At 39.0% G+C, this 23,636-nt stretch carries 24 protein-coding genes; 4 read left to right on the forward strand and 20 right to left on the reverse strand.

All coding sequences use genetic code 11. The features are described 5' to 3' along the window. Positions 1 to 103: 103 nt before the first annotated feature. From eis to HMPREF2988_RS06340, 3 genes are read left to right on the forward strand one after another with little or no spacing between them, the layout of a single operon-like run. The gene (gene eis / locus HMPREF2988_RS06330; RefSeq protein WP_002340728.1) at positions 104 to 1,324 is read left to right on the forward strand and encodes a GNAT family N-acetyltransferase; all 1,221 of its coding nucleotides are present in this window, start codon (positions 104 to 106) and stop codon (positions 1,322 to 1,324) included. A gap of 19 nt (positions 1,325 to 1,343) precedes the next feature. Further along, positions 1,344 to 1,838, forward strand: a complete 495-nt coding sequence (locus HMPREF2988_RS06335) for a nucleoside 2-deoxyribosyltransferase (protein ID WP_002348405.1) — start codon at positions 1,344 to 1,346, stop codon at positions 1,836 to 1,838. Further along, positions 1,816 to 2,502 carry a DUF2238 domain-containing protein gene (locus tag HMPREF2988_RS06340; protein WP_180363522.1) on the forward strand — a complete coding sequence of 229 codons (687 nt, stop codon included), beginning with the start codon at positions 1,816 to 1,818 and terminating at the stop codon, positions 2,500 to 2,502. Before HMPREF2988_RS06335 ends, HMPREF2988_RS06340 begins: the two co-directional genes overlap by 23 nt. A 151-nt stretch (positions 2,503 to 2,653) precedes the next feature. Here HMPREF2988_RS06340 and clpB read toward each other — a convergent pair whose 3' ends face one another. The 4 genes from clpB to HMPREF2988_RS06360 form a co-directional block, all read right to left on the reverse strand. Further along, the gene (gene clpB, locus HMPREF2988_RS06345; protein WP_002340730.1) at positions 2,654 to 5,263 is read right to left on the reverse strand and encodes an ATP-dependent chaperone ClpB; all 2,610 of its coding nucleotides are present in this window, start codon (positions 5,261 to 5,263) and stop codon (positions 2,654 to 2,656) included. Between the two features lie 315 nt (positions 5,264 to 5,578). Next, positions 5,579 to 5,794, reverse strand: a complete 216-nt coding sequence (locus HMPREF2988_RS06350) for a hypothetical protein (protein ID WP_070770219.1) — start codon at positions 5,792 to 5,794, stop codon at positions 5,579 to 5,581. Positions 5,795 to 5,809: 15 nt separating this feature from the next. Further along, positions 5,810 to 6,382, reverse strand: a complete 573-nt coding sequence (locus HMPREF2988_RS06355; RefSeq protein ID WP_070770220.1) for a YcdB/YcdC domain-containing protein — start codon at positions 6,380 to 6,382, stop codon at positions 5,810 to 5,812. A gap of 13 nt (positions 6,383 to 6,395) precedes the next feature. Beyond that, a complete protein-coding gene (locus HMPREF2988_RS06360) occupies positions 6,396 to 6,815 on the reverse strand; it encodes a MarR family winged helix-turn-helix transcriptional regulator (RefSeq protein WP_070770222.1) in 420 nt (139 codons plus the stop codon). A gap of 130 nt (positions 6,816 to 6,945) precedes the next feature. Between HMPREF2988_RS06360 and HMPREF2988_RS06365 the strand changes: the two genes are divergently transcribed. Further along, positions 6,946 to 8,295: an MFS transporter gene (locus HMPREF2988_RS06365; protein WP_070770224.1), complete on the forward strand. Its 1,350-nt coding sequence runs from the start codon at positions 6,946 to 6,948 to the stop codon at positions 8,293 to 8,295. Positions 8,296 to 8,402: 107 nt separating this feature from the next. Here the strand turns inward: HMPREF2988_RS06365 and HMPREF2988_RS06370 are convergent, their stop codons facing one another. The 16 genes from HMPREF2988_RS06370 to HMPREF2988_RS06445 form a co-directional block, all read right to left on the reverse strand. Beyond that, positions 8,403 to 9,449: a lysylphosphatidylglycerol synthase transmembrane domain-containing protein gene (locus HMPREF2988_RS06370; RefSeq protein ID WP_070770226.1), complete on the reverse strand. Its 1,047-nt coding sequence runs from the start codon at positions 9,447 to 9,449 to the stop codon at positions 8,403 to 8,405. Between the two features lie 10 nt (positions 9,450 to 9,459). Further along, positions 9,460 to 9,732 carry a DUF1294 domain-containing protein gene (locus HMPREF2988_RS06375; protein WP_002340736.1) on the reverse strand — a complete coding sequence of 91 codons (273 nt, stop codon included), beginning with the start codon at positions 9,730 to 9,732 and terminating at the stop codon, positions 9,460 to 9,462. 31 nt (positions 9,733 to 9,763) lie between these two features. Further along, complete coding sequence (locus HMPREF2988_RS06380) at positions 9,764 to 10,672, reverse strand: diacylglycerol/lipid kinase family protein (protein WP_070770227.1); 909 nt, start codon at positions 10,670 to 10,672, stop codon at positions 9,764 to 9,766. Positions 10,673 to 10,802: 130 nt separating this feature from the next. Then, on the reverse strand, positions 10,803 to 12,035 hold the full coding sequence (gene pepT / locus HMPREF2988_RS06385; RefSeq protein ID WP_070770228.1) for a peptidase T: 1,233 nt from the start codon (positions 12,033 to 12,035) through the stop codon (positions 10,803 to 10,805). A 13-nt stretch (positions 12,036 to 12,048) separates the two neighbouring features. Beyond that, positions 12,049 to 13,170, reverse strand: coding sequence for a Nif3-like dinuclear metal center hexameric protein (locus tag HMPREF2988_RS06390; RefSeq protein ID WP_070770230.1), 1,122 nt, complete (start codon positions 13,168 to 13,170; stop codon positions 12,049 to 12,051). After that, the gene (locus HMPREF2988_RS06395; protein WP_070770232.1) at positions 13,167 to 13,868 is read right to left on the reverse strand and encodes a tRNA (adenine(22)-N(1))-methyltransferase; all 702 of its coding nucleotides are present in this window, start codon (positions 13,866 to 13,868) and stop codon (positions 13,167 to 13,169) included. Before HMPREF2988_RS06395 ends, HMPREF2988_RS06390 begins: the two co-directional genes overlap by 4 nt. A 143-nt stretch (positions 13,869 to 14,011) precedes the next feature. Beyond that, a complete protein-coding gene (locus HMPREF2988_RS06400) occupies positions 14,012 to 14,452 on the reverse strand; it encodes a hypothetical protein (protein WP_002340741.1) in 441 nt (146 codons plus the stop codon). 128 nt (positions 14,453 to 14,580) lie between these two features. Next, positions 14,581 to 15,507, reverse strand: coding sequence for a primosomal protein DnaI (gene dnaI, locus HMPREF2988_RS06405; protein ID WP_002306563.1), 927 nt, complete (start codon positions 15,505 to 15,507; stop codon positions 14,581 to 14,583). Further along, positions 15,507 to 16,880: a replication initiation and membrane attachment family protein gene (locus HMPREF2988_RS06410; protein WP_070770233.1), complete on the reverse strand. Its 1,374-nt coding sequence runs from the start codon at positions 16,878 to 16,880 to the stop codon at positions 15,507 to 15,509. The genes dnaI and HMPREF2988_RS06410 overlap by 1 nt, the downstream gene beginning before the upstream one ends. 22 nt (positions 16,881 to 16,902) lie before the next feature. Further along, entirely contained in the window at positions 16,903 to 17,394 is a 492-nt protein-coding gene (gene nrdR / locus HMPREF2988_RS06415) for a transcriptional regulator NrdR (protein WP_002288327.1), read from the reverse strand. 313 nt (positions 17,395 to 17,707) lie between these two features. After that, complete coding sequence (locus HMPREF2988_RS06420) at positions 17,708 to 18,040, reverse strand: CsbD family protein (RefSeq protein ID WP_070770235.1); 333 nt, start codon at positions 18,038 to 18,040, stop codon at positions 17,708 to 17,710. Between the two features lie 51 nt (positions 18,041 to 18,091). After that, on the reverse strand, positions 18,092 to 18,721 hold the full coding sequence (coaE, locus tag HMPREF2988_RS06425) for a dephospho-CoA kinase (RefSeq protein ID WP_070770237.1): 630 nt from the start codon (positions 18,719 to 18,721) through the stop codon (positions 18,092 to 18,094). Continuing rightward, positions 18,685 to 19,521: a DNA-formamidopyrimidine glycosylase gene (mutM, locus tag HMPREF2988_RS06430; RefSeq protein ID WP_070770238.1), complete on the reverse strand. Its 837-nt coding sequence runs from the start codon at positions 19,519 to 19,521 to the stop codon at positions 18,685 to 18,687. Before mutM ends, coaE begins: the two co-directional genes overlap by 37 nt. 44 nt (positions 19,522 to 19,565) lie before the next feature. Beyond that, positions 19,566 to 22,211 carry a DNA polymerase I gene (gene polA / locus HMPREF2988_RS06435; RefSeq protein ID WP_002329262.1) on the reverse strand — a complete coding sequence of 882 codons (2,646 nt, stop codon included), beginning with the start codon at positions 22,209 to 22,211 and terminating at the stop codon, positions 19,566 to 19,568. A 125-nt stretch (positions 22,212 to 22,336) separates the two neighbouring features. Continuing rightward, positions 22,337 to 23,020, reverse strand: a complete 684-nt coding sequence (locus HMPREF2988_RS06440; protein ID WP_002306560.1) for a Bax inhibitor-1/YccA family protein — start codon at positions 23,018 to 23,020, stop codon at positions 22,337 to 22,339. After that, entirely contained in the window at positions 23,013 to 23,498 is a 486-nt protein-coding gene (locus tag HMPREF2988_RS06445; protein WP_002291977.1) for a MaoC/PaaZ C-terminal domain-containing protein, read from the reverse strand. Before HMPREF2988_RS06445 ends, HMPREF2988_RS06440 begins: the two co-directional genes overlap by 8 nt. Positions 23,499 to 23,636: the final 138 nt, after the last annotated feature.

Here is a 23,636-nt window from a genome sequence, read left to right on the forward strand (position 1 = left end):
ACGAAAAGCAGTAATTTAAAGACTTTTTAATTAGTCAGCTTTAGAAGTTTTTTTGGTAGAATTTTGCTATACTGTTATCAAGCTAATAAATGGAGATGAAAAAATGGATCAAAAAGATTTTAGAGAAAATCTTGAATTAAAACCAGTCACTCAAGAACATATCGATCAGTTCAACGAATTACTTTCCTATGTGTTCCAAGTGACTGAAGCAGATATCGAGGAAAGCGGGTTTGAAAACAAACGAGCTTTTATCCGTTCCAAAAGACCGATTTTAGAAGTATCGAAAGTGTTCGGGTGGTTCCATGAAAACAAACTGATCTCTCAAATCGCTATCTATCCTTGTGAAGTCAATATTCACGGTGCACGTTATAAAATGGGGGGCGTGACTGGAGTTGGAACTTATCCAGAATATGCGAACCATGGATTGATGCAAGATCTAATCATCGTTGCATTGGATAATATGCGCAAGAACAAGCAATGGATCTCTTATTTGTATCCTTACAGTATCCCCTATTATCGGCGCAAAGGATGGGAGATCATGTCTGATAAACTTTCCTTTAAAATCAGAGATACACAGCTACCTAAACAAGTCCCAGTAAGTGGTATGGTTGAGCGATTATCAGTTGATCATCCAGACGTATTTGCCGTTTATGACAAATTTGCCCAACGAAACCATGGTGCTTTATTCCGCAGTGATTTTCATTGGGAAGAATATTGGCGTTTCGAAAATGAAGATGAGCGCACAGCCGCTGTCTACTACGATAGCAATCATGAACCAAGAGGTGTTCTATTCTACTGGGTAGCTGAAGAAATATTTCACGTAAAAGAAATGTTCTATCTTGATCAAGAAGCTCGAAATGGCTTATGGAACTTTATTTCCGCTCATTTTTCCATGATTTACTGGGTACATGGAGATATTTACAAAAATGAGCCCTTAGCTTTTTTGATTGAAGACAGTCAGATCAAAGAGCAGATCGAACCATATTTTATGGCTCGGATCGTTGATGTAAAAGAATTCCTTCAACGGTTTCCGTTTGTTGGAACAGCTGATGCTTTTCATTTCATCATTGAAGATCCTGTCGCTCCTTGGAATAATGGCGTCTTTGCTTTAACATGGGATGAACAAGGAAAAGTCCGTGTCTTGAATGAACCTATAGGAAACCCTGTTCGATTGAATATCCAAACATTGACTTGCTTGATGATGAATTATCGACGTGCTTCTTATTTGGCAAGAATCGAACGGTTAGAAACAGATGAAGAAACACTGAAGTCACTAGAGCGTATCATTCCAAACATGGAAGCTTACTTTAGCGATTATTTTTAATAAAAAGGATGATGTTTAGATGAAAATTTATTTTGCCGCACCAATGTTTGCTAAAAGTGATTTGTTATATAACGAGCAGATAGTTAAAGAAGTCAGAGCGCTCTCTCCTGAACTTTCAATTTATCTTCCTCAAGAAAATGAAGCAATCAATGACAAAACTGCTTATGCAGACAGTCGGATGATTGCTCTTGCCGATACAGAAAAAGTGTTGGAAAGCGATTTGATGATTGCTTTATTAGATGGATTGACGATTGATGCTGGCGTAGCATCGGAAATCGGTGTGGCTTATGCAAAAGGTATCCCAGTGATTGGCTTGTATACTGATACTCGACAGCAAGGCGGAACCCACCCGAAAAAAATCGCTGCGCTACAAGAAACAGCTGAGAATCAATTTCACTATCTGAACTTATATACAGTAGGACTGATCAAATTGAACGGAAAAGTGGTTTCTTCAGAGACTGAGTTGCTTTCAGAAGTAAAAAGATTTTTAGATGGAGGGACTTTTAGTGATTAAAGAAATCAAAAAGGTTCAAATAGCTTTACTTGCTTTTGGTGTATTCGTTGTCTGCTATAATTTTTATGAATTTATCACCCAAAAGTATTCGACTTCTCAAGGAATCACATTTATCGTGGAATCTTTATTAGGGATTGCATTGATTTTCATGCCACAAGTCATTTTGACAGTTTTCAAACTTAAAATTCCAGCAGCAATCGTTTTGTTTTACTGGTTTTTCTTATTCATCTCTGTCTTTTTAGGTACAGGAATGCATTTGATCAGTATCATCTCTTTTTGGGACAAAATCTTACATGCGGTGAGTCCGATGGTCCTGACAGCTCTTGGCTATGGATTGATTGGTTACTTGATGAAAGATGCGGAGATATCAAAAACCAGTCCTTGGTTGTTCCTCTTATTCGGCTTTGCGTTTGCTGGACTTTGCGGCGTGTTTTGGGAGTTCTGGGAATTCTTATGCGACCAATTCTTAGGTATGAATCTTCAACGTTTTGCTGCTTCTGATGGCACACTGTTTGTCGGACGAGCAGCATTGATGGATACGATGGGCGACTTGCTGACAAATACGATAGGTGCTGCCTTGATGGGATTGTTTGCATGGTCTCAAAGTAAAAAAGATGAGCGTTACTTTGAAAGTTATAAATTAGAAAAAGTGAAAAATACCTAATAAAAGAGATTGTGACAGAAGCGGGCAGCTTCAAGAAATTTCGGCTTATTTTTCGAAGAAGCTACTTCTGGAACACTGTTTATTTGAAAAAAAGGAGGTCTGACACTAGTTGTGTCAGACCCCTTTTTTCTTTTATAGTCTCAATGGAAGATTAGACGATTTCTTCTAGCTCTTCTGTTTTGAAATGAAGTTGTCCATCAAGTAAAGTAATCGTTACTTTTGATTTAGGCATAACATGTCCTGCAACGATTTCTTTAGCTAGTGGTGTTTCTACTTCCTTAGTGATAAATCGTTTCAATGGTCTTGCACCATATGCTGGTTCATAAGCATTTTCAGCAATCCACGTTTTGGCTTCATCACTGATCGTCAACAGGATTTCTTGATGTTCCAGACGTTGTGCCAATTGCGCCACCATTTTGTCAACGATTCCTTTCACGTTGTCTAGGCTCAATGGTGTAAATAAAATCGTGTCGTCGATTCGGTTCAAGAATTCTGGTTTGAAGTTTCCGCGTAATAGCGTGTTGACTTGTTCAGCCACTGCTTCTGGAATCGTTCCATCAGCAGTCACACCTTCCAACAGTAACTGTGAACCGATATTGCTAGTCATGATCAGAACCGTATTTTTGAAATCAACGACTCGCCCTTTTGAATCAGTTAGGCGTCCGTCATCTAGGACTTGTAACAAGATATTGAAGACATCGGGATGCGCTTTTTCGATTTCATCCAACAAGACGATTGTATAAGGATTTCGTCTGACAGCTTCCGTTAATTGACCGCCTTCTTCGTAACCTACATAGCCTGGAGGAGCTCCGACTAGACGAGACACAGCATGTTTTTCCATATATTCACTCATATCGATCCGTACCATATGATCTTCTGAGTCAAACAAGTTCTCAGCTAAAGCTTTCGCTAATTCGGTTTTTCCGACACCAGTTGGTCCTAGGAAAAGGAAAGAACCTAGAGGACGATTTGGGTCTTGCAATCCAGCACGTGAACGAATCACCGCGTCACTGACCGCATCAACTGCTTCATCTTGACCAATCACTCGTTTATGAAGTGTTTCATTCAATTTAATCAGTTTTTCTCGTTCGCCTTCTACAAGTTTCGTTACGGGGATACCCGTTAATCTGCCAACGACTTGAGCAATCTCATTTTCGGTAACGGACTCTTGAACCATCTTAATCTCGCTGTCTTTTGCTTTGGCTTCTAATTCCTTCAATTCTTTTTCTAATTGAGGTATCGTACCATGACGCAATACAGCAGCGCGTTCCAAATCATAGTTATTTTCTGCATCTTCTAATTCGTGTTTTGCTTTATCGATTTCAGCACGTTTTGCTGAAACAGAATTGACCTCTTCTTTTTCTGTTTCCCACTGCATCTTCATTGCATTTGCTTCTTCACGAAGTTCAGCTAATTCTTCTTGCAAATTTTTCAGTCGTTTTTTACTTGCATCATCTGATTCTTTTTTCAGTGCAGCTTCTTCGATTTCCAACTGCATCAAACGTCTGGTCACTTGATCTAATTCCGTTGGCATAGAGTTCATTTCTACCCGAATCGTTGCACTGGCTTCATCGATCAAATCGATTGCTTTGTCCGGTAAGAACCGATCAGTAATATAACGGTCAGATAAAGTAGCTGCTGCTACTAATGCGTTGTCATGGATGTTAACACCATGGTGGATCTCAAAACGTTCTTTTAATCCACGCAGAATACTGATCGTATCTTCCACCGTTGGCTCTTTGACTAATACCTTTTGAAAGCGACGTTCCAACGCTTTGTCTTTTTCCATATATTGACGGTACTCATCTAAAGTTGTGGCACCGATCAAATGTAATTCACCGCGAGCAAGCATTGGTTTCAACAGATTTCCGGCATCCATGCTTCCTTCTGTTTTTCCTGCCCCTACGATATTGTGGATTTCATCGATGAACAAGATGATACGTCCATCACTTTTTTTGACTTCTTTCAAGACTGCTTTTAGTCTTTCTTCAAATTCACCGCGGAATTTTGCTCCAGCGATCAATGCTCCCATATCTAATGAAAAAATCGTTTTATCTTTTAAATTTTCAGGAACATCTTTGCGTACGATACGTTGAGCAAGTCCTTCAACGATCGCCGTTTTCCCTACACCGGGTTCTCCTATCAGAACAGGATTATTTTTTGTTTTTCGTGAAAGAATACGGATGACATCACGGATTTCTTCATCACGACCGATGATTGGATCCATTTTTCCACTTTTGACTTGCTGTACTAAATCAACGCCGTATTTTTCTAATGCTTTGTATTGTTCTTCTTGGTTTTGCGAGGTCACCCTTTCTCCTCCTCTCATCTCTTCGATGTTTTTACGCAATTCTTTTTCAGATAATCCGTTTTTATTCAAATAAACAGTTAACGGATAATTTTTTAATTTCATCAACGCTAAAATAACGACTTCCGTTGAAAGAAACTCGTCGCCGAAGCTTTCGCGTATTTGGTCTGCTTCATTCAATAATCGAAAGAAGTTCTGGCTGAGGTTTTGTCCATATTGGACGTTTCCACCAGAAACAACTGGATACTCATCCAGTAGACGATCGATTTCATGTTCAAAAGATTCGACATCCAATCCGGCATCCGTATAGAAATTTCGGCCAAAATGATTAGGTTGTAAAAAGATTTTCCATACATGCGCAATGTCGATATCTTGGTGTTTTCGAGTGACCGCAATCTGTTGAGCTTCAGCAATTGCTTCTTGAAGCGTCGTAGTCATTTTCTCAATATTCATACAGGTATACCTCCTAATTAAAGGTAAGATCAATTATTTCTTTGATCTTTACAAAAACTATTATATCGCTTTGGTCAATTTTGGTCAAAATATACACATAGTTTTTTGACTTTTTTTCTCGTCTTATATAAATCTTAAAAAAACAAATTTGATTGTATGTATACAAAAAAAGAGCCAAGCAAACGTAAAATCATCTTACCCATTATGGTTATTTGGCAAGCATTCTTTTTTCAATAGAAGAATAATATTTTGGCTGCTTGGCTCTTTTTTCATTGATTATTTACGTTAAATACTTGCTTTTAATAACTATATTTTTCACCACTGCGTTTCTTCCATACGATCTTCTAATTCTCGAATCATGTAAGACAGTTCTTCTATTTCTTCTTTTATTTCGTCCAGTGTCATGCCACTAGCACTGTATCCTTTATAGTAGGCAGTCATATAGTCTGTATCTTCTAGTCTCTGGAGCCGATTTCTGAGATTTCCTAAAAGCTCTAGATCAAATTCATCGTATAGTCCATTCGTGTTCATTTCTGTCCCTCCTTGTTAGGCTAATGCATTCGGACTTGGAAGCTGAGGCCCTTTTCCTTCACGAGCTAATACCCAATCGTCGTTGTCCCACATTTCCGTTTGTCGGCGTCCGTGAAAATAATCCCATCTTGAGTCGATTTCCATCTCAACGAGTTTGCCGTTGGCTCCTAATGTAACCCAGTTGTAGCTTCCATTTCGATGAGCAAATTTGATCCATTGAACAGGAAATGTTTGTTCCACGCTGTTTTCATCTATAAAGCTACGCTTTTGTTGCTCTATGCGCATAAATGTCAACCCTTTCGCATAGGTTGGATTGAACTTATGAAATATCTTTTCAGCTAAAGCTTTGGCACGTTCGGTTGATAACAATTTTCCTTCAGGTATTTCGGTCAGATTCTTAAAACTGACTAAATGCTTTCCTTCTATGACTTCAATGATTCTTGGTCCATTATGAAGATAGATTCCTTGACTTTGATAACGGATGATGTTGACTTTCTTTTTGTTTCTTTGTTCTATTAATTCATTGACTAATTCGTAATGATTGGGAATTTCTACTAGTCCCTTTAGTACATTGGATGTATTTTCCATGAGGATCACCCTTCTATTCTTCTTGTGCCAACTTTCCTAACAGATACTCAAATGTTCCTTGCTCATCAGCTGTCAATTTTGACAGAAAATTCTTCTGAGCATTTTCTACAGATTCTACTACTTGAGCGTGAAGTTCTTGTCCTTTTTCTGTTAATTCTAAAAGAAAACTTCTTCGATCTTGTGTATTTTTTTCTTTTGTCACTAACCCCATCTTCGTTAACTTCTGTATTGTTCTGGTGACATTGCTTCCATCCAATCCGGTCAATTTGATTAATTCTTCTTGTTTCAAATGGTGATAATCATGGATTTTCACAAGAAAGTAATAATTCGTTGAATTTAATTTGAGCGGAGCTAGTGCTTGGTCTAATTCTTTTTGATAAGTTCGGGTCAATTTGGCTAACCACTTCAAATTGCTTTCGCCTTTATTTTCCATTCTTCTCCTCCTTTTAGTTGACAAACTATTCTCGCAAGGCATATAATTGCGTGCGCAAGCATATTCTAAAACAAATCATTGAACTTGTCAATTTGTAGGATGCTTAAAAAGATTTTTAGGAGGAAAAAAGATGAGTCAAACGAAAAAAGGATGGATTTTACTAGCAATCTATCTTGCTACATTTATGACTGCAGTCGAATCCACGATCGTCATCACCGCTGCTAATGCTATTGCTAATAGTTTTGGTCGTGAAATCCCGATTGCCTTACTGTTTTCTAGTTACTTATTCTCCAGTGCATTGTCAACACCTGTATTCAGCCGTCTGGCGGATCAGTATGGAAAGAAACCGATTTTTATCATTGGATTGCTCTTGTTTATGACAGGTACTTTTCTTTGCGGTATTTCCCAATCATTTTTTATTCTTGTATTTTTTAGGATGGTTCAAGGAATAGGTGCGGGAGGAATCATGCCCATTACTTTCTCTCTGATTGGTGATTTATTTGATTATGAATCTCGCGGAAGAATAATGGGATTGAATAATTCAGCATGGGGGATTGCTTCGTTAGCTGCTCCTCTTTTAGGAGGGCTATTGGTCGAAAACTTTAGTTGGCACTGGGTGTTTTTTATAAACATTCCTGTTGGCTTAATAACGATTCTGATCTTACTTTTATTCTATGATGAAGAAAAACGTCCGTCTGTCTCTTTTTCTTATCAAGAACTGGGACAATATCTCTTTCTGGTTACAAGTTTATTTCTTTTACTAGTTGGCATCCAGATATTACCAGATCATTTTATACTTGGTGGCGGCGTGTTCCTTTTTGGCATCCTTGTTTCTTTCATTTTGCTTTCCTATGAAAATAAAGTAAAGGAACCAGTCTTACCTGTCGAAACATTGAGATCATCTGACTTTCTTTTGTTCAACCTCGTTACTTTTCTCATAAATGGAGCAATGATGGGGTTTCAAGTATATCTTCCGTTATGGATTCAGACGCAACTTTCTTTATCCCCTAGTCTTGGTGGTTTAGCGCTTTTACCTTCCTCTGTCTTTTTTATTACTGGATCGATGATTGCTGTGCCATTAGGAAAACATTTTGGAACGAAACGTTTATTAACCTTCTGTATGGGGGTGAATGGTTTAGTTTTTCTTATTTTAGGATTTCTACCGCAAATGACACCTTATTTCGTTCTTCTTATCTTAGCCTCTTTTTCAGGATTTGGTACTGGCACAACGGTTACTACAAGTGTCTTGTCTGCACAAGTTTTAGCTACAGATAAAAATATCAGTACGGTATCTGGTTTCATCACCCTTTGCAGAAATCTAGGTCAAAGCTTTATGATCACTTTTTTTGGTATCGTATTCCAATTGTTTAGTAAAGGTACTTTTTCTATTGATGGTTATCAGGGAGTATTTTTTTCTGCTTTGTTTGTTGTTCTATTAAGTATCTTAATGGTTCTTTTAAAAAGAGACAGTCTAGAATAAATGCATTGGTAGAGTTGCCTCAAGAAAAAATGTGTTTTACATGTTCAAGTGACGCAGCTTCCTAATGTTTTTCTTTTATTAAAAAAAGGGTAGATCTTATAAAAGACCTACCCTTGATTTTCTTTATTCTCTTTTTTTACTTCTATTATTTCTTCTTTGATCACTCTTCGCCGTTCAGTAATCACATACACAAATCCATAGAGAAATGGCAAGATAAAGGAACTGAAACGATACAACAAAAGCGAAGAAACTGCGTCAACTGTTCCAACAACTGGTCTAAACAATAACAAGTAGACAAATTCAAAGGATCCAATACCAGCTGGCGTAGGAATAACTCCTGAAAGCACTACTGCAAAGCTGATAAACGAAATGGTCAGTAGGAAATCTATGTTAGGATGGTTTTCAATCAGAATCAAATAGGGAAGTACATACCAAAATACAAGTTTCAACATATTCCATAGATAGATCCGCAATAGCGCAGTCCTGTCTTGGATAATGGTTTGGACCGTTTCCCTTAAAGAGTAGATCTGCTGATTACATGTATCCACCCATTTTCGCAAACGCTCACTCTTAAATAACTTATTCGATAAGCTGACAAAAAATATTTGGACATTCAGACTGATGGACATTACCAATAAAAAGGCAACAATCACGATCGTCAAAAGAATTCCAGCAATAATAAACCAGATCATTGACGGACCATTAGAATAAAAAAGAGAGAATTGGATGAGCAAGCCAGCTAACGCATAGGTAATCACTGCAAGTTTGTACATGATCATATGGAGTGCTGTCACCCCTGCTCCCTGAGACAGTTTCATTCCTTTTTTATTATAAAAATAGATCTCCGAGATCAATGTTCCTGTACCAAATGAAACGATTCGATAAAATGCAATATAGCTAGAGGTCAGGAACCCGTCTTTCGTTGTAAAATTCGGCGCGAAAGGTTCAGCAATCTCTTTGATCGAGCGCCCTTCAGCGATTTGGTAAACTGTCCCTAATATAACAATGGCTGCTAAAACGACAACACTGGTAGACAGTAATTCGGCAAAGATATCTGCAAATGATTGATTGATTAAATAATAAATAATAGCAAAAATCGCAATCAGCAAAAGCAGATTCAGAATGATTTTAATTTTCGTTCCTTTAGATGACATCTCCCGCTCCTTAATGGAAAAAATAAATGAGAATCAAATCAACAAGCACACCCGCAGTGAATCCTACGGTAAACTTCTTTTTCCTTGTTTTATGATGAAAAACTTTCCGAGAAATCAATCCTCCCAAACCACCGCCTAACAGACTGACAAATATCAAATTATTTTCAGGTACACGCCAGCCGCCAGTTCGAGCCTGATGTTTATCATATCCCATCAGACAAAATAAATAAAAATTTACAATGAATAGATAAAACCACAAAGGATTGTGCAACAATACATCCATTATTCTTCCAACTTTCTATTAACTACTATTTCTAATCTTTTTCTTCTTTTTTTGGTGAATAAACTGCTAATCCTTTTGATACAACAGATAATTCAACTGGAAGATCATCTGTCGTGTCTCCATCTGTCCGAGTGCCAACAGACCTTTCCTGTGCTTTGATTTTCATGCGTTTGGCTGTGAAATAAGTGATGCCAGGTATCGTATAGAATTTTCCTCTCATGATTCTAGGCAAATAAAAAATAAATCGAAAAATATCTAATGAAGGTACGATCGTTACATGGAATTTTCCATCATCTGGGGTCGCTGAGTCGTCGAAATTTGTAAAGCCGCCCACGGAGTTAGACATCGTGACTGTCAATAACTGGGATTTTCCTTTCCAATGCTCCTCATCTGTTTCTAAATCCAAATGATATTTTTTCTTCTTCAGCAATAACTTAAAGAATTTCTTGATAAAAATCCACGAGCCATAACGCTGTTTTTCTTCTTGACTGATCCAAACTGCTGTATCCGCTAAGATACCGATTGTCAGTGTAGAGATAATGACTGCATCATTGACTTGACCATAGTCTATTTTTCGGACATTTCCTTCTAGAATCACATCAGCAGCCTCTTCTTTCTTCAAGGGAATTTCAAGAACACGTGCGAGATTATTGACTGTTCCACCTGGAAGTAATCCGATATGATACTGAGATAATGTTTGCTGGAACGCTTGAACGATATGATGGATCGTGCCGTCCCCTCCTATGATCACTAGCGTATCGGCTCCTATAGCTTCTGCTTTCTTGACTAAATCCGCATGGTCAATCGACGGGCCAGTTTCAGCTAAATCTACAAATAATTCTGGTTGCTTTTCTTTTACATAATCTTGAAACCAGCGTGCTAATTTCTCACCCTCATCTTTCCCTGAACTTTTGTTATAAAAAACTAGCAGCTTTTCCATTCTTTACCTCCTATTTACTCTTCAAAAAAGAGGGCGGGACAATCCATTCCATTGTCCTGCCCTTTAGCCTTAGACAGATGACATTCCATCATCGGACGAACGCCTTGTCATAAGCTGTTCTTTTTCGATTTTAACTCTTTGTGTTCAATTCTGCAATTTTAACAATCACATCTGTTGCTTTTTCCATTACTTGTAAAGAAACAAATTCGAATCGACCGTGCATATTTTCTCCTCCGGCAAATAGATTTGGCGTCGGAATCCCCATGTAAGAGATTTTTGAACCATCTGTTCCTCCGCGAACTGGTTCGATCACTGGAGAGATCCCAAGCTCGATCATTGCTTGTTTCGCTAATTCCACGATGCTCATATCTTTTTCGATGATTTCTTTCATGTTGTAATATTGATCATACATATCTACTTTGATTCGTTCTTGATCAAATCGTTGATTCATTTCTTCTTGGATATGTGTGATTTGTGCTTTGCGTGCTTCGAATTTTTCGCGATCATGATCGCGAATGATATAACTCATAGAAGCTTCTTCAGGATTCCCATTCAATGCCATCAAATGGAAGAAACCTTCGTATCCTTCTGTTTTTTCTGGAACTTCATCGGCTGGAAGCTGATTATGAAAATCAATGGCCAGCTGTAAAGCATTGATCATCGTATCTTTTGCCGTCCCTGGATGTACATTTTTCCCTTGGATCGTGATATTTGCTTGAGCAGCGCTGAATGTTTCATACTGCAATTCACCTAAAGGACCGCCGTCGACTGTATAAGCAAAATCCACATTGAATTGCTCAACATCGAATTTATCCGCTCCGACACCGATTTCTTCATCAGGGCCAAAAGCTACTTTGATGGTACCATGAGGGATAGAAGGATTATTGATCAAGATCTCCATTGCAGTCATGATTTCCGCAATCCCTGATTTGTCATCCGCTCCCAGTAAAGTACTGCCATCTGTAGTGATCAATGTGTGGCCTTCATAATTTTTCAAATTTGGAAAATCTTTTGTATTCAACGTGTAACGTTCTTCCCCATCTAGTACGATCGTAGACTCTCCATCATAGTTTTCAATGATTTGTGGATTGACTCCTACTGCATTAAAGTCTGCTGTATCCATGTGGGAAATAAATCCAATAGAACGCACTTCATGATCGACATTGCTTGGTAATGTTCCCATAACGAATCCATTGTCTTCATTATAGAAAACATCTGATAAACCTAACTCTTCCAATTCTTTTTTCAATTCTTGTGCAAAAGCAACTTGTGTCTGAGTCGAGGGGGTCGTTTTGCTTGTTGCATCGGAGCGTGTTTCTGTTTTGACATACCGTAAAAAACGTGGCAAAAGATTTTCGTACATAGTATTCTCTCCTTTAATTAAATTGAAATGGGTTTGTATTCGTTTCAGAAACGAAAAAGTCAATATCCCAATTTTCTTCTTGTTTCCAAGTCTCAAATTTCTCGATGAACCGTTCCTTGCATAACGATTCAATATAATGTCCGGGATCAATTGCGATCAATCCGGCGCTTTGCATATCATGAGCCGTATGATAATAAATGTCTCCGGTGATATAGACGTCTGCTCTTTGGGCGATTGCTTGCGGATAAAATTTTTCGCCGCTTCCGCCGCAAATCGCAATACGCTTGATGGATGATTTTGTTTTTTGAGGCTGAACGATTCTCAGTCCCTCTAATTGGAAAACTTTTTTTACTTGTTCCACAAATATTTCTAAGGGGATTTCTTGCGGTAATTCACCTATTCGGCCTAGCCCAAATTTTTCGACTGGTGCATCAATTGCGAAAAGATCATAAGCAGGTTCTTCATAAGGATGAACTGATTGCATGGCATCAATCACTTGTTTTTCGATTGTTTCGGGCAAAATAACCTCGACTTTTGCTTCTTGGACTTGTTCTGTCTTCCCTACTTTCCCAATCGCTGGTTGTGCACCAATATTCGGAGTAAATCGGCCGTGTCCAATCGAGGTAAAACTTGTACCGGTATAATCGCCTTGCGTACCAGCACCAGCTGCAGCTAATGCTTCACGCATTTTCTGTGCATGATCCACAGGTACATAAACCGCCAGTTTTTTATAATGGATTTCATGAGTCTTCACTAAATAACTCTCCACTTCAATACCAAGCAGTTCGCAAAACCAGTCATTCAGTCCGTCCCAAATAATATCCATATTCGTGTGTGCCGCATAAACGGCAATATCATGTTTCAACAGATCTGCATACATTTTTTCTTGCGGCTGATCAGTAGTCAGCCGTTTGACAGGGCGAAAGATCGGGGGATGTTTCGCAATCAGCAGATCGATTTTTTTCTCGATTGCTTCTTCGACCACTTCTGGGCGAACATCTAATGTCATCATTACCCGTTGAATCGGTTTATCTAATGTTCCAATATGCAGTCCGACTGGGTCTCCTTCTTCAGCTAGCCATTGAGGACAATAGCTCTCAAACTTTTGGATGAAGGTATGTCCGCTGATCGTCATATCTCTAAAACCTCCTCAATCATTTGGATTTCCTGTTCGATTTGTTTTTGACGTGCCTCTTGATTAGCTGCTTGTTTGAGCTGTTCACGGATAGCTTTTCTTTGTTGAAGCTCTCTTGTCCATTTTGATTTGAAGATCTCACTTTTCTCTTCAAGCAGAAATGGTCCGAACATCAGATCCATTTCATTGTAAGTAACTGGTTTTTGTTCTTTTTCGGCTACAATGATTTCATATATTTTTTTGTTTTCTTCAAGTATTTTTTCTGATTGGATTTTGTATTGGTTTTCTTGCAGCCAAGATCGTAACGTACGCTCTCCGATATTTGGCTGAAGGATCAAACGTTCTTGTCCACTTAGGCGTTGATGCAACTTGCCAGCTTCTAGGATATCTCGGATCAGCGAACCTCCCATACCCGCGATTGTGACAGCCGTTATAGCATCTTGCGGTTGGATCGCATCTAGACCATTTGCAAGACGTACAGTGATACGGTCTTCCAATCCATCTTTTTGGACTTGCTTACGTGCTGATTCATAAGGACCTTGAACAACTTCACCTGCAACTGCATATTCGATTTTTCCTTTTAGCATCAATGCAACAGGTAAGTATGCGTGATCTGATCCAATGTCTGCTAAACGAGCAGATTCAGGGACAAATTCACCAACTGCCGCTAAGCGCTGAGATAAATCTAAATGGTTCATAGCTTCACTCCTTCTAGGTAATTATAGCATTTTCCATATAAAATAAGGAGACTTGGAATTAAAAAATTCCCAGATCTCCTTAAAAAATATACCTTTTTGTTCTATAAAACAACATTTTCTTATTTTTGAAAAAATGTTGTTGATTATTTGTTCAACGAAACGTCAATGATCGAATCTCCAGGCACTTGTGGTGGGATAGACATCGTCATGATCGGCATCTCAACTAATGTAAATTGGACTTTGTCACCGATTTTCAGTTCATCTATGTCCACGCTTATTTTTTCAGCAGTAGCATTCAAAATCACTCCGTCATTGCTGAATGATGTCCCCATATTCGCTGGATCTTCTTTTGCCATGACATCGACGAGTTTCAGCTGAATCGTTTCTTCTTCCGCTTCTACTTGAGTGATGCTTTCAATCGTTCCTACAAATATGCTTTGTCCCTCCGTTTTCGTACTGCTTGTTTTTATTGTTTGACCCGCATCAATCGAATCAAGAGAACCTGTGTTGCTGTCTGCACTACCGCATCCTGCTAAAATAAAAAATAGACCAACTACAGATATACTAGAAAAAATAGCCCTCATAAAAAATCCTCCGTTTAAGTTTTTGCATTACTTGTTGCGGTGATTGTCTCCGGTCATTTCTGTCCATGTAAAGATTCGCTGACCTGTTTTTACTCCTTGGTCAAATATCAGTTGGACTTATCAACTGTTCAACCATTGCGGCGGTTGCGACCAGTCATTTCGATTTCTTTTGTCAAATAACGTATGCGTTCCATTATGCGTTTCGCTTTCAGCGGCTCTTCATCTCCACGTTGAGTGACGGACAAATGCTGTTCCAATTCATCCATTGTGAAATTTGATGAGAAGAATGTCGGTAGCTGTTCCTGCATCCGATATTGAAGGATGACGCCAAATACTTCATCCCGTATCCAACTGCTCATCGCGTCTGCACCGATATCATCAATCATTAAAATGGGGGAACGCTTCACTGCATCTAGCTTTTCTGCCACTTGATCTTTTCCGATTGCCTGTTTCATCTCAACGGCAAACGTTGGAAAGTGGACTAATGTCGTGGTGAATCCAGCAATCGCTAATTCTCTCGCTGTTGCTCCTAATAAGTATGTTTTTCCAATACCAAAACTCCCCACCAAATAAAGACCTTTATGATACCCTTTTGGATCTGCAGTATATTTCTCTACGAAATCTAGGGCTTCCAAGCTTGCATATCCTCGTCCATCTGTACGCTCAAAGTTTTCAAAAGATGCTGATTGAATATCTTTTGGCATATCCATTGCTTTTACTCGGCTTCTAATTTCTTCTTGTCTTTGCCGAGCTAACAATGCTTCTGTTGGTACATAAGTGACATCCACATAATGAAAATTCAACGTCAACTTCGGCTCGTATCCTGGAGCGATCATCGTTGGATCGTTTTTTTGATATTTACGCTTTTCTTGCACGAACTCATACAATTTGGCGTAGCTTTTTTCAATATCCGCTTGTGTCAGTTCTTCTTGGTGTGCACTTAGAAAAGCTTGAACATCCGTATCATTTAGGACGTCAGCAATCATTTCAGCATATTTTTCTTGATAATTACGTTTGCTGATGATCCTCTTCAATTCTTTGCCTACGTCTTCCATTAGATGTCACCCTCCTTTTTCGCCAGGTATTCTTTAAAACGGCGGTCAATCTCTGCTTTTTTCTCACTACTGATCTGTTTTTCATCTTTTGGCTGGTTGACCCAATCAGGAAGCTTTTCCCGCCGAACATTTCGCTTGCTATTTGGATAATTTGTTTGCTTTTTTTGTTTTGCTTGTTTTGCTTGATTGCTTATTTGCCGAATATGCTGAATCGCTTCTTCTGCTGTGGCGATTTTCTTTTGTGCCCATTCATTTGCCACTGTATTCATATAACTAGCATTTAAGCTAGCATTATTTTTGATCACCAATACATAATTCAGCAAAACATTGATCACACTGCTGGAAAGACCTGATTGAGAAACAAGGTCTTGCAGTAACCAAGTTTCTTGTTTAGAAACATATCCGCCTTTTTCTGACTTGATTGCTTTCAGATATTTCATCGGCGGAATGCTCTGTGCTTCTTTTATCAACTGAAGCGCTGCATTTGTCAAATGTTCGTTCGTCGGAGATTCATTGCTGTTTTCAGCAACAGCGACTGTTTCCTTTATTTGCTTCACTGGTCGTCTCTGCATTGCCAAAACAGCTTTTTGCAGCTCCTTCATGGATACTTTTTGTTCGCTAAAATCATAAGATTGACTGATGAGTTCACCAAGAGTTAGTTCATCGAATCCATAAAGCTGATGATACATGTCGACTTGTTTGAGGATTGAATCATCAAGAACAGTCACATGTTTTTTTGCCAGCCAATCATTCAAAAATTGCCAATCGAATGTCGAATCTGTTTCAAGTAATGCTACTGGTTCAGATTCTTCAAAAGATTTATTCAGTGATTCGATGTTTTCTTGATTAGCAGCGTATACTGCTTCATTGAAGCGATAAACATCTAAAAATTTTTTTGTGATTTTTTGATATCCCTCTGTTGTATGCCTTTTAGGTTCAAACAACTGGGTAAGCTTCTGGAATCGTCGTTCACCAACTTTTTCCAAAAGAAGAAATGCCAGAACAGAATCTTTGAAAAATGCTTTAGGAACGAGTGGCTCTAACAACTCATAAATAAAACGCGGCCCCAGATCGCTATCTTCTTTAAAATAAACATCCAGTAAGCCGATTCCTTCCAGCTTTTTTCTTGCATCATAAAATTGAGGGATCCCGCAGCCTAGACTACTAAGTAAATCTGCATGCATCCCTTCAGGACCTTCGCCAGATTCTTGCGAGATCTCTGATAACAGAGTGAAATAGATACTCAAGGCTTCTCCGCCGATCAGTGGCTGATAAAGATACAGCAACGCGTTCTTGCTGTCTTCTCTCAGCGGAGCTGCTTTTCTTCCTTGGTAAATATTTTTTGGTTGAAGCTCTTTCCAAGCATTTTCCAAGGAAATGCCTCCTTTTTGTTTCTTAATTGTTTTCTTTATTATTCTCTTTATTATTTTCTTTTGCTTTATCCACGATATCTTGCAGCTCTTTTAAGAAAACAGACATATCTTTGAACTGGCGATAAACACTGGCAAAACGGATATACGCGATTTCATCTAAATCGACTAAATCCTCCATCACATATTCACCAATCAGATTCGTTGATACTTCGTTTTCCCCAAGACTGCGTACGCGGTTTTCGACATGGTTGACGATTTGTTCCATTTGCTCCATAGCTACAGGTCTTTTTTCTGCTGAGCGGATGAGTCCTCTTAAAATTTTATCGCGATTGAATTCTTCGCGTTCCCCGTTTTTCTTGATGACTAATAACGGAGCAGCTTCAATTCGTTCAAAAGTAGTGAAGCGGAACGAACAATTCTCACATTCGCGACGGCGACGGATCGCACGTCCATCATCTGCTTGACGGCTGTCGATTACTCGTGAATTATTATGTTGACATCTGGGACATCTCATTTTGTCTCACCTCTTGCATCGCATTTTTATATAAAGGATGTGTCTTTCTTTACAACTAGTTGTATTATAACACGAAACAAATCACAAACGCGACTGTCCTACCCAAAAAAACACGGATATAAGAACAATTTTTTCTATTTTCATGCGTAATTATGTCCCCTGTCCTAATCCAATTTCAATTTTCCAGTACTGATGTCCTTGATTGCTGAGAAATGACTCGCCCAAAAGCTGATTTAGTCGACTAGCACAAAAAACTTGAAGCAGATGAACATCTTATCATCTGCTTCAAGCCACATCTCTATTTCTTATTGTTTTATAACTTCTCTTCGATTCCTGTATAGTGTTTCATTCGTTGTTCCTCGATCTTTTGTTCATCAGGAATGTGTTCACTTTCTGGGAGCGGTGTCTTACTACGATCAGGGGCCGGAGTTTTTCGTTCTTGAGTCAAATCTTGCTGTTTCGCTTCTTTTTCTGCCTGCTGGTCTTCTATTTCATCGATTCTTGCTTGGTACTGCTTTTCTTTCTCTTCTGCTGTTTCTGATTGCGTACGACCTTCATCGATTAGATTTTCTTTATTGAGTATTTCGCCGATTTTTTCTTTTGCGTTACCTACGACTTTATCCTTTTGGTTTTTAAATGATCCCATCGCTATCCCTCGCTTTCTATATACTCAGGATAGCAAACTTGACACAGATACTCAAAGAAAGCGATTAGCTGAAAGCCAATTTTCGATTTGTTCCACAAGTTCCTCTTTCGTTCCGTTGTTGTCAAACAAAATATCCGCACGCTGCTTTTTTTCTTCGATTGGAAGTTGACTGCTAATTCTCTGCTGCGCTTGTTCTAGTGTTAGCTGATTACGTTTCATCAAGCGTCTGAGTTGAATATCTGGCGTGGTATAAACGACAGCTACTGCATCCATATAGTGGTCATAATGACCTTCGTAGAGCAATGGGATATCTACAATTACTAAAGGATGCTTGGAACTTAGAGAGGCGATTTGATCTTTTATCGCTTTTCGGATAAACGGATCTAATAGCTGATCAAGTTTTTGCCGTTTCTCCTTTGATGGAAAAACAATCATCCCAAGTTTCCCTCGATCTAGCTGACCATCAGACTGCAATATCTCTTGGCCAAACACAGACACAACCTTCCTCAGAGCAAGCGTTCCAGGCTCAACAGTTTCTCTGGCAATCACGTCGCCATCGATCAAAGGAAATCCATGAGACTGAAAGACTTTGGCTGCCGTACTTTTGCCAGTAGCTATTCCGCCCGTCAAACCTAAAACAAAGCCTACTTTTCGATTTTCAGCCTTTGACAATTCGGACAATAGTGAGTCCCCCTTTGTGCCACTTTTGTTTTCACGATCGGTGTCCCACAACGTATACATGGTTTGCCAGTTTGCTGATAGACATGCAGTGCGACTTGGAATCCGCCTGATTCTCCTAATGCATTCAAATAGCTGCGAATCGTGGTACCTCCGGCTTCTATTGCACGATTCAAAACATCAATGATCGATAGACGTAATTGTTCCATCTCTTTTGGATGTAATGTATTCGCCGGTTGTTCTGGATGAATCTTCGCTTCCCATAATGCTTCGTCTACATAAATATTACCTAGTCCCGTTACTAGACGCTGATCTAGCAGTAAAGGCTTGATTGCTTTGTGCGATTTTTTCAATCCAGCTGCAAAATCTGCTAATAAAAAGCTGTCAGGCAATGGCTCAGGTCCTAATTTCATGATTCCTCGGTAAGTTGCACTTGCTCCTTTTTCGACGATTGTCATACGACCAAATTTTCGTACATCGTTGTAGCGAAGTTGGCTCCCGTCCTCAAAAAAGAAAAGTACATGCGTATGTTTATCGATTGGTGTATTTTCTTTCGTGAATTGATATTTTCCTTCCATTCGCAAGTGTGAGATCAGTTCATAATGATCGAGATGAAAAATCAAAAACTTCCCTCTACGTCCAATGGATTGGATGGTTTCGCCAACAAGAGAAGCCTCAAAGATGGGTGTCTCTGGTTGCTCGATGATCTTGGGCCACAAGACTTGCACTTTCTGAATCGTTTTTCCTACTACTAACCGTTCCAATCCTTTACGAACGGTTTCTACTTCTGGTAATTCTGGCATTTTTTCTTTTCACCTTCATTATATTGCTCTGTTTTAAACAATGTTTATTTTGCTTCGTACCACGTTTTTCCCCAACTGCTGTCAGTGATCAGTGGTACATGGAGAGAAACAGCTTGTTCCATAACTTCCTTCACCAATTTATCTAATGATTCAAGTTCTTTTTCAGGTACCTCGAAGACAAGTTCATCATGAACTTGTAACAGCATCGTAGCTTGAAGACCTGTTTCTTTCAATCGTTTATCCAATTCGATCATCGCGATTTTCAAAATATCAGCAGCACTTCCTTGGATTGGTGTATTGATAGCTGTTCGTTCCGCAAAAGAACGGATATTGTAATTTCTTGAATTGATGTCTGGCAAATATCGACGGCGGTGATACAGCGTTTCGACGTAGCCTTGGTCTTTTGCTTCGCGTACGATTCTTTCCATATATTCTTTGACACCTGGGTATTTTTCAAAGTACGTATCGATGTATTGCTGTGCTGCTTTTCGGCTGATGCCTAAATTTTGTGAAAGTCCGTAATCAGAGATGCCATACACGATACCAAAATTCACTGCTTTTGCCTGCCGACGCATATTTGGTGTGACATCCTCTGCTTTTTCGATTCCAAATACGCGCATCGCTGTGCTGGCATGGATATCTTGACCTTCTAGGAAGGCAGCTTTCAAATGTTCATCATTTGAGATATGCGCAAGTACGCGTAACTCGATTTGTGAATAGTCAGAAGAATAAATCAACCAGTCTTTTTCTCTAGGAACAAATGCCTGACGTATCTTCCTCCCTTCATCTAATCGAATCGGGATGTTCTGCAAATTAGGATCAACAGAGCTTAATCGTCCTGTTTGGGTCAATGTCTGGACATAACGGGTATGCACTTTTCCATCTGATTGGATCACTTTCAGCAGTCCCTCGACATAGGTAGATTGAATTTTTGCGATTTGACGATAGGTTAGGATATCCTCTACGATTGGTGCTTGTTCACGAAGCTGTTCCAGTACATCTACGGCTGTGGAGTACCCAGTTTTTGTTTTTTTGATAACGGGTAATCCCATTTTTTCAAATAAGATCACTCCTAATTGCTTTGGTGAATTCAAATTGAATTCTTCGCCGGCTTCTTCGTAGATTTTTTGTTCGATCTCTCTTAAGCGAGCAGAAAACTCGCCCTTCATTTCTTGTAAGCGAGTCGCATCTACTTTGATCCCGCTTATTTCCATCTCTGCCAAAATGATAGACAATGGCAGTTCCATTTTCCGGAAAAGATCTTCTTGGTTTTTATCTGCCAGTTCTTGGCTCAATTTTGGTGTCAACGCATTGATTGCAGCTACTTTTCGCGCTAAATGAGCAAAAAAGAGTTCTTCTTCTTCTGGTAAACCTTTTTTCGCCCCTTTGCCGTATACAGTTTCATCTGACTGGATATCGTTGTATCCGTAATGTGCAGCTATTCCTTCGATATCTGTGCTTTTTTCATTCGTATCGAGAAGGTATGCACCTAGCAAGACATCAAAATCGATTCCTTTTGTTTTTCCAGTATAGCGATTTAAAGCAACATAAGTTCGTTTCGCATCATATACTTTTTTCAATCGGGTCGGATCAGTGATCCAAGAATGGAACGCTTGGTTTTCGAATACAGACAGATCATTCGTGACATAGATTTTCTTTTCTGTCCCCCACGCTACTCCGACGATTTCCTCTGTATGGTAATTGTCGCCCATCATTTCCACGTACAGTGCCATATCCGTAGTAAACATTTCCTCTTTAAATTCATGCACGACTTCAAATAAAATATCATCCATTTTTACTTCTTCTTCAACGATATTCAGTTTAGAAAGGAACTGATTGAAATCCATTTCTTTATAAAATGGAACGAGTTTATCGAGATTTTTCCCTTCATACTTCAATGAGTCGATAGAGACCTCCACAGGGGCTGAAGTATTGATGGTCGCCAATTTCTTCGATAAGAAAGCTTGCTCTTTGTCATTTATCAGATTTTCTTTCATTTTGCTTTGCTTCATTTCATCAATATGCTCATAGATTCCTTCGACTGAGCCATATTGTTTCAATAGCTTGATAGCTGTTTTTTCACCGATTTTAGTCACACCTGGGATATTGTCAGAGGCATCTCCGGCTAGTCCCTTCATGTCAATAATCTGTTTTGGTGTCAATCCATCATATTTTTCCGCCACATGTTCTGGTGTATAACTTTCGATATCGCTGACACCTTTTACAGTGATATCCACTTTTACTTCTTTACTAGCTAATTGAGTCAAATCCCGATCACCGGAAAGTACGACGACATCAAATTGATCTTTGTCTACTTTTTCTGCCAAAGTACCGATAATATCATCCGCTTCATAATTGGGCAATTCGTAATACTGTACACCTAATCCCGTCAACAAATCACGGATATAGGGCATTTGTTCTTTGAATTCGCCTGGTGTTTTAGATCTTCCGCCTTTGTACTCCGCATACATTTCTGTCCGAAAGGTCGTTTTTCCTGCATCGAACGCAACCAGAACATGCGTCGGTTGCTCTTTTTGCATAACATTTTCAAACATCGTATTGAATGCATAGATTGCATTTGTATGAAGACCGTTTCTGTTTTTGAAACGTTCAAGGGAATTGTGCAGCGCAAAGAATGCGCGAAAAGCCACACTGTTCCCATCAACGAGTAATAATTTATTTTTTGTCATCTTCTTAACTCCTTACTGTAAAGTTCTTATTCATTCTAACAAAGAATCATGCGGAATGCGAAAAGAAAAAGCGGGACCATACCAAATATTTTGGTATAGCCCCAACTGATCAATTTTTTCCTTTTTTAGTTGTTCCGTCCAAAGATTCTTAAAAACGCCAAGAACAAGTTGATAAAGTCCAAATACAGCTTCAATGCCATAAATACAGCAATGCCACTATGTGCTGTTCCATTTGTCTGGACATAGATATTACGAATGCTTTGGTTATCATAAGCTGTGATCCCTGCAAAGATGACGACTAAAAGCAGTGAGATAAACAGCTCAACTGCGCTACTTCTCAAAATGAAGATGTTCAAGACTAGTGCAATGATCACTCCGATCAAAGCAGCCTGTCCTGCTCTTCCAACCCCGCTAAGATCTCGTTTTGTTGTCACTCCGACGACAGACATCCCCATGAACATCAAGGTAGCTGTCAAGAAAGCTTGCGTTACTGTTCCAATATCGTAGAATGCAAGAGTAACTGCTAATGTTACGCCATTCAAAAGAGAGTAGGCAATAAATCCACCGATTGCTAAGCTCGGATTCTTTTGTGCTTTTACGCCTAGAACCATTACTAAAATCAGTTCAACGATCCACAGACCCATAAAGCCTAATGGAAAGTTATTGATAAAAGTTGCTAGTTGCAAAGGAAATACCCAAAGAGCCAAGTAAGAAGTGACTGCGCTAAGGGCAAGTCCCATACCTAAAAAGCCATAAACTTTTGCATAAAAACGATTGATACCTGACATTGATGTACTTGGATTATTCATTTAATTCACCTTCACTTTCGATTGCTATTTCCAATTCAGGAACTTGTGGCGGTTGGACCATAACAACAGCATCCAACACACGATCTTCGTTCGTGTTTTCCGCTTCTACAGAAATCGTCACCACATCCTTCATCTTATCTACTTTTATGACCTCAAACTGAAAAGTCAGTGTTTCATAATGGAAAACCGGTTCAATAAAATTGACAGAAAAATTGACAACATGTGATCCTGGTCCAGGAAGATGCTTTGAAATTGCACTTGTGATGATCCCCATCAGCATCACTGATGGAACGATTGGCTGATGATATTCTGTTTTTTGTGCAAAGTCATGTTGGATATACAAAGGATTTGCATCATTCGTCAATCCCAAATACAGCAAAAGCTGGTTATCTTCAATAGATTCTGTTAAGGATAACGAGTCGCCTTCCTCGATTTCATTTATTGTTTTTCCTAGTTTTCTCGGCTTACCTATGTTCAAGATAGAAACCCTCCAGTTTATTTTTAATCATACATTATTGTACCAAAAGCAGCGCAAAAGGCAAGTTCTGCTCCTTTGATTTAACAGATTCCTATAGTTTAAAAGGTCGTGAAAAAGCTGTCCTGCATCAAGTAATAA

This window comes from Enterococcus sp. HMSC061C05 (assembly GCF_001814765.1).
Classification (GTDB): Bacteria; Bacillota; Bacilli; order Lactobacillales; family Enterococcaceae; genus Enterococcus_B; species Enterococcus_B lactis.

Excerpts from the sequence above, each read along its gene's own strand:
- HMPREF2988_RS06350 (WP_070770219.1), bottom strand. The coding sequence starts at position 5,794 with ATGAACACGAATGGACTATACGATGAATTTGATCTAGAGCTTTTAGGA.
- HMPREF2988_RS06340 (WP_180363522.1), top strand. The coding sequence starts at position 1,816 with ATGGAGGGACTTTTAGTGATTAAAGAAATCAAAAAGGTTCAAATAGCT.
- HMPREF2988_RS06440 (WP_002306560.1), bottom strand. The coding sequence starts at position 23,020 with ATGAATAATCCAAGTACATCAATGTCAGGTATCAATCGTTTTTATGCA.
- HMPREF2988_RS06420 (WP_070770235.1), bottom strand. The coding sequence starts at position 18,040 with ATGGGATCATTTAAAAACCAAAAGGATAAAGTCGTAGGTAACGCAAAA.
- HMPREF2988_RS06355 (WP_070770220.1), bottom strand. The coding sequence starts at position 6,382 with ATGGAAAATACATCCAATGTACTAAAGGGACTAGTAGAAATTCCCAAT.
- nrdR (WP_002288327.1), bottom strand. The coding sequence starts at position 17,394 with ATGAGATGTCCCAGATGTCAACATAATAATTCACGAGTAATCGACAGC.
- dnaI (WP_002306563.1), bottom strand. The coding sequence starts at position 15,507 with ATGGAAGACGTAGGCAAAGAATTGAAGAGGATCATCAGCAAACGTAAT.
- HMPREF2988_RS06395 (WP_070770232.1), bottom strand. The coding sequence starts at position 13,868 with ATGAACCATTTAGATTTATCTCAGCGCTTAGCGGCAGTTGGTGAATTT.
- polA (WP_002329262.1), bottom strand. The coding sequence starts at position 22,211 with ATGACAAAAAATAAATTATTACTCGTTGATGGGAACAGTGTGGCTTTT.
- HMPREF2988_RS06370 (WP_070770226.1), bottom strand. The coding sequence starts at position 9,449 with ATGTCATCTAAAGGAACGAAAATTAAAATCATTCTGAATCTGCTTTTG.
- HMPREF2988_RS06380 (WP_070770227.1), bottom strand. The coding sequence starts at position 10,672 with ATGGAAAAGCTGCTAGTTTTTTATAACAAAAGTTCAGGGAAAGATGAG.
- HMPREF2988_RS06360 (WP_070770222.1), bottom strand. The coding sequence starts at position 6,815 with ATGGAAAATAAAGGCGAAAGCAATTTGAAGTGGTTAGCCAAATTGACC.
- pepT (WP_070770228.1), bottom strand. The coding sequence starts at position 12,035 with ATGTACGAAAATCTTTTGCCACGTTTTTTACGGTATGTCAAAACAGAA.
- HMPREF2988_RS06375 (WP_002340736.1), bottom strand. The coding sequence starts at position 9,732 with ATGGATGTATTGTTGCACAATCCTTTGTGGTTTTATCTATTCATTGTA.
- HMPREF2988_RS06365 (WP_070770224.1), top strand. The coding sequence starts at position 6,946 with ATGAGTCAAACGAAAAAAGGATGGATTTTACTAGCAATCTATCTTGCT.
- clpB (WP_002340730.1), bottom strand. The coding sequence starts at position 5,263 with ATGAATATTGAGAAAATGACTACGACGCTTCAAGAAGCAATTGCTGAA.
- HMPREF2988_RS06335 (WP_002348405.1), top strand. The coding sequence starts at position 1,344 with ATGAAAATTTATTTTGCCGCACCAATGTTTGCTAAAAGTGATTTGTTA.
- HMPREF2988_RS06400 (WP_002340741.1), bottom strand. The coding sequence starts at position 14,452 with ATGAGGGCTATTTTTTCTAGTATATCTGTAGTTGGTCTATTTTTTATT.
- mutM (WP_070770238.1), bottom strand. The coding sequence starts at position 19,521 with ATGCCAGAATTACCAGAAGTAGAAACCGTTCGTAAAGGATTGGAACGG.
- HMPREF2988_RS06390 (WP_070770230.1), bottom strand. The coding sequence starts at position 13,170 with ATGACGATCAGCGGACATACCTTCATCCAAAAGTTTGAGAGCTATTGT.
- eis (WP_002340728.1), top strand. The coding sequence starts at position 104 with ATGGATCAAAAAGATTTTAGAGAAAATCTTGAATTAAAACCAGTCACT.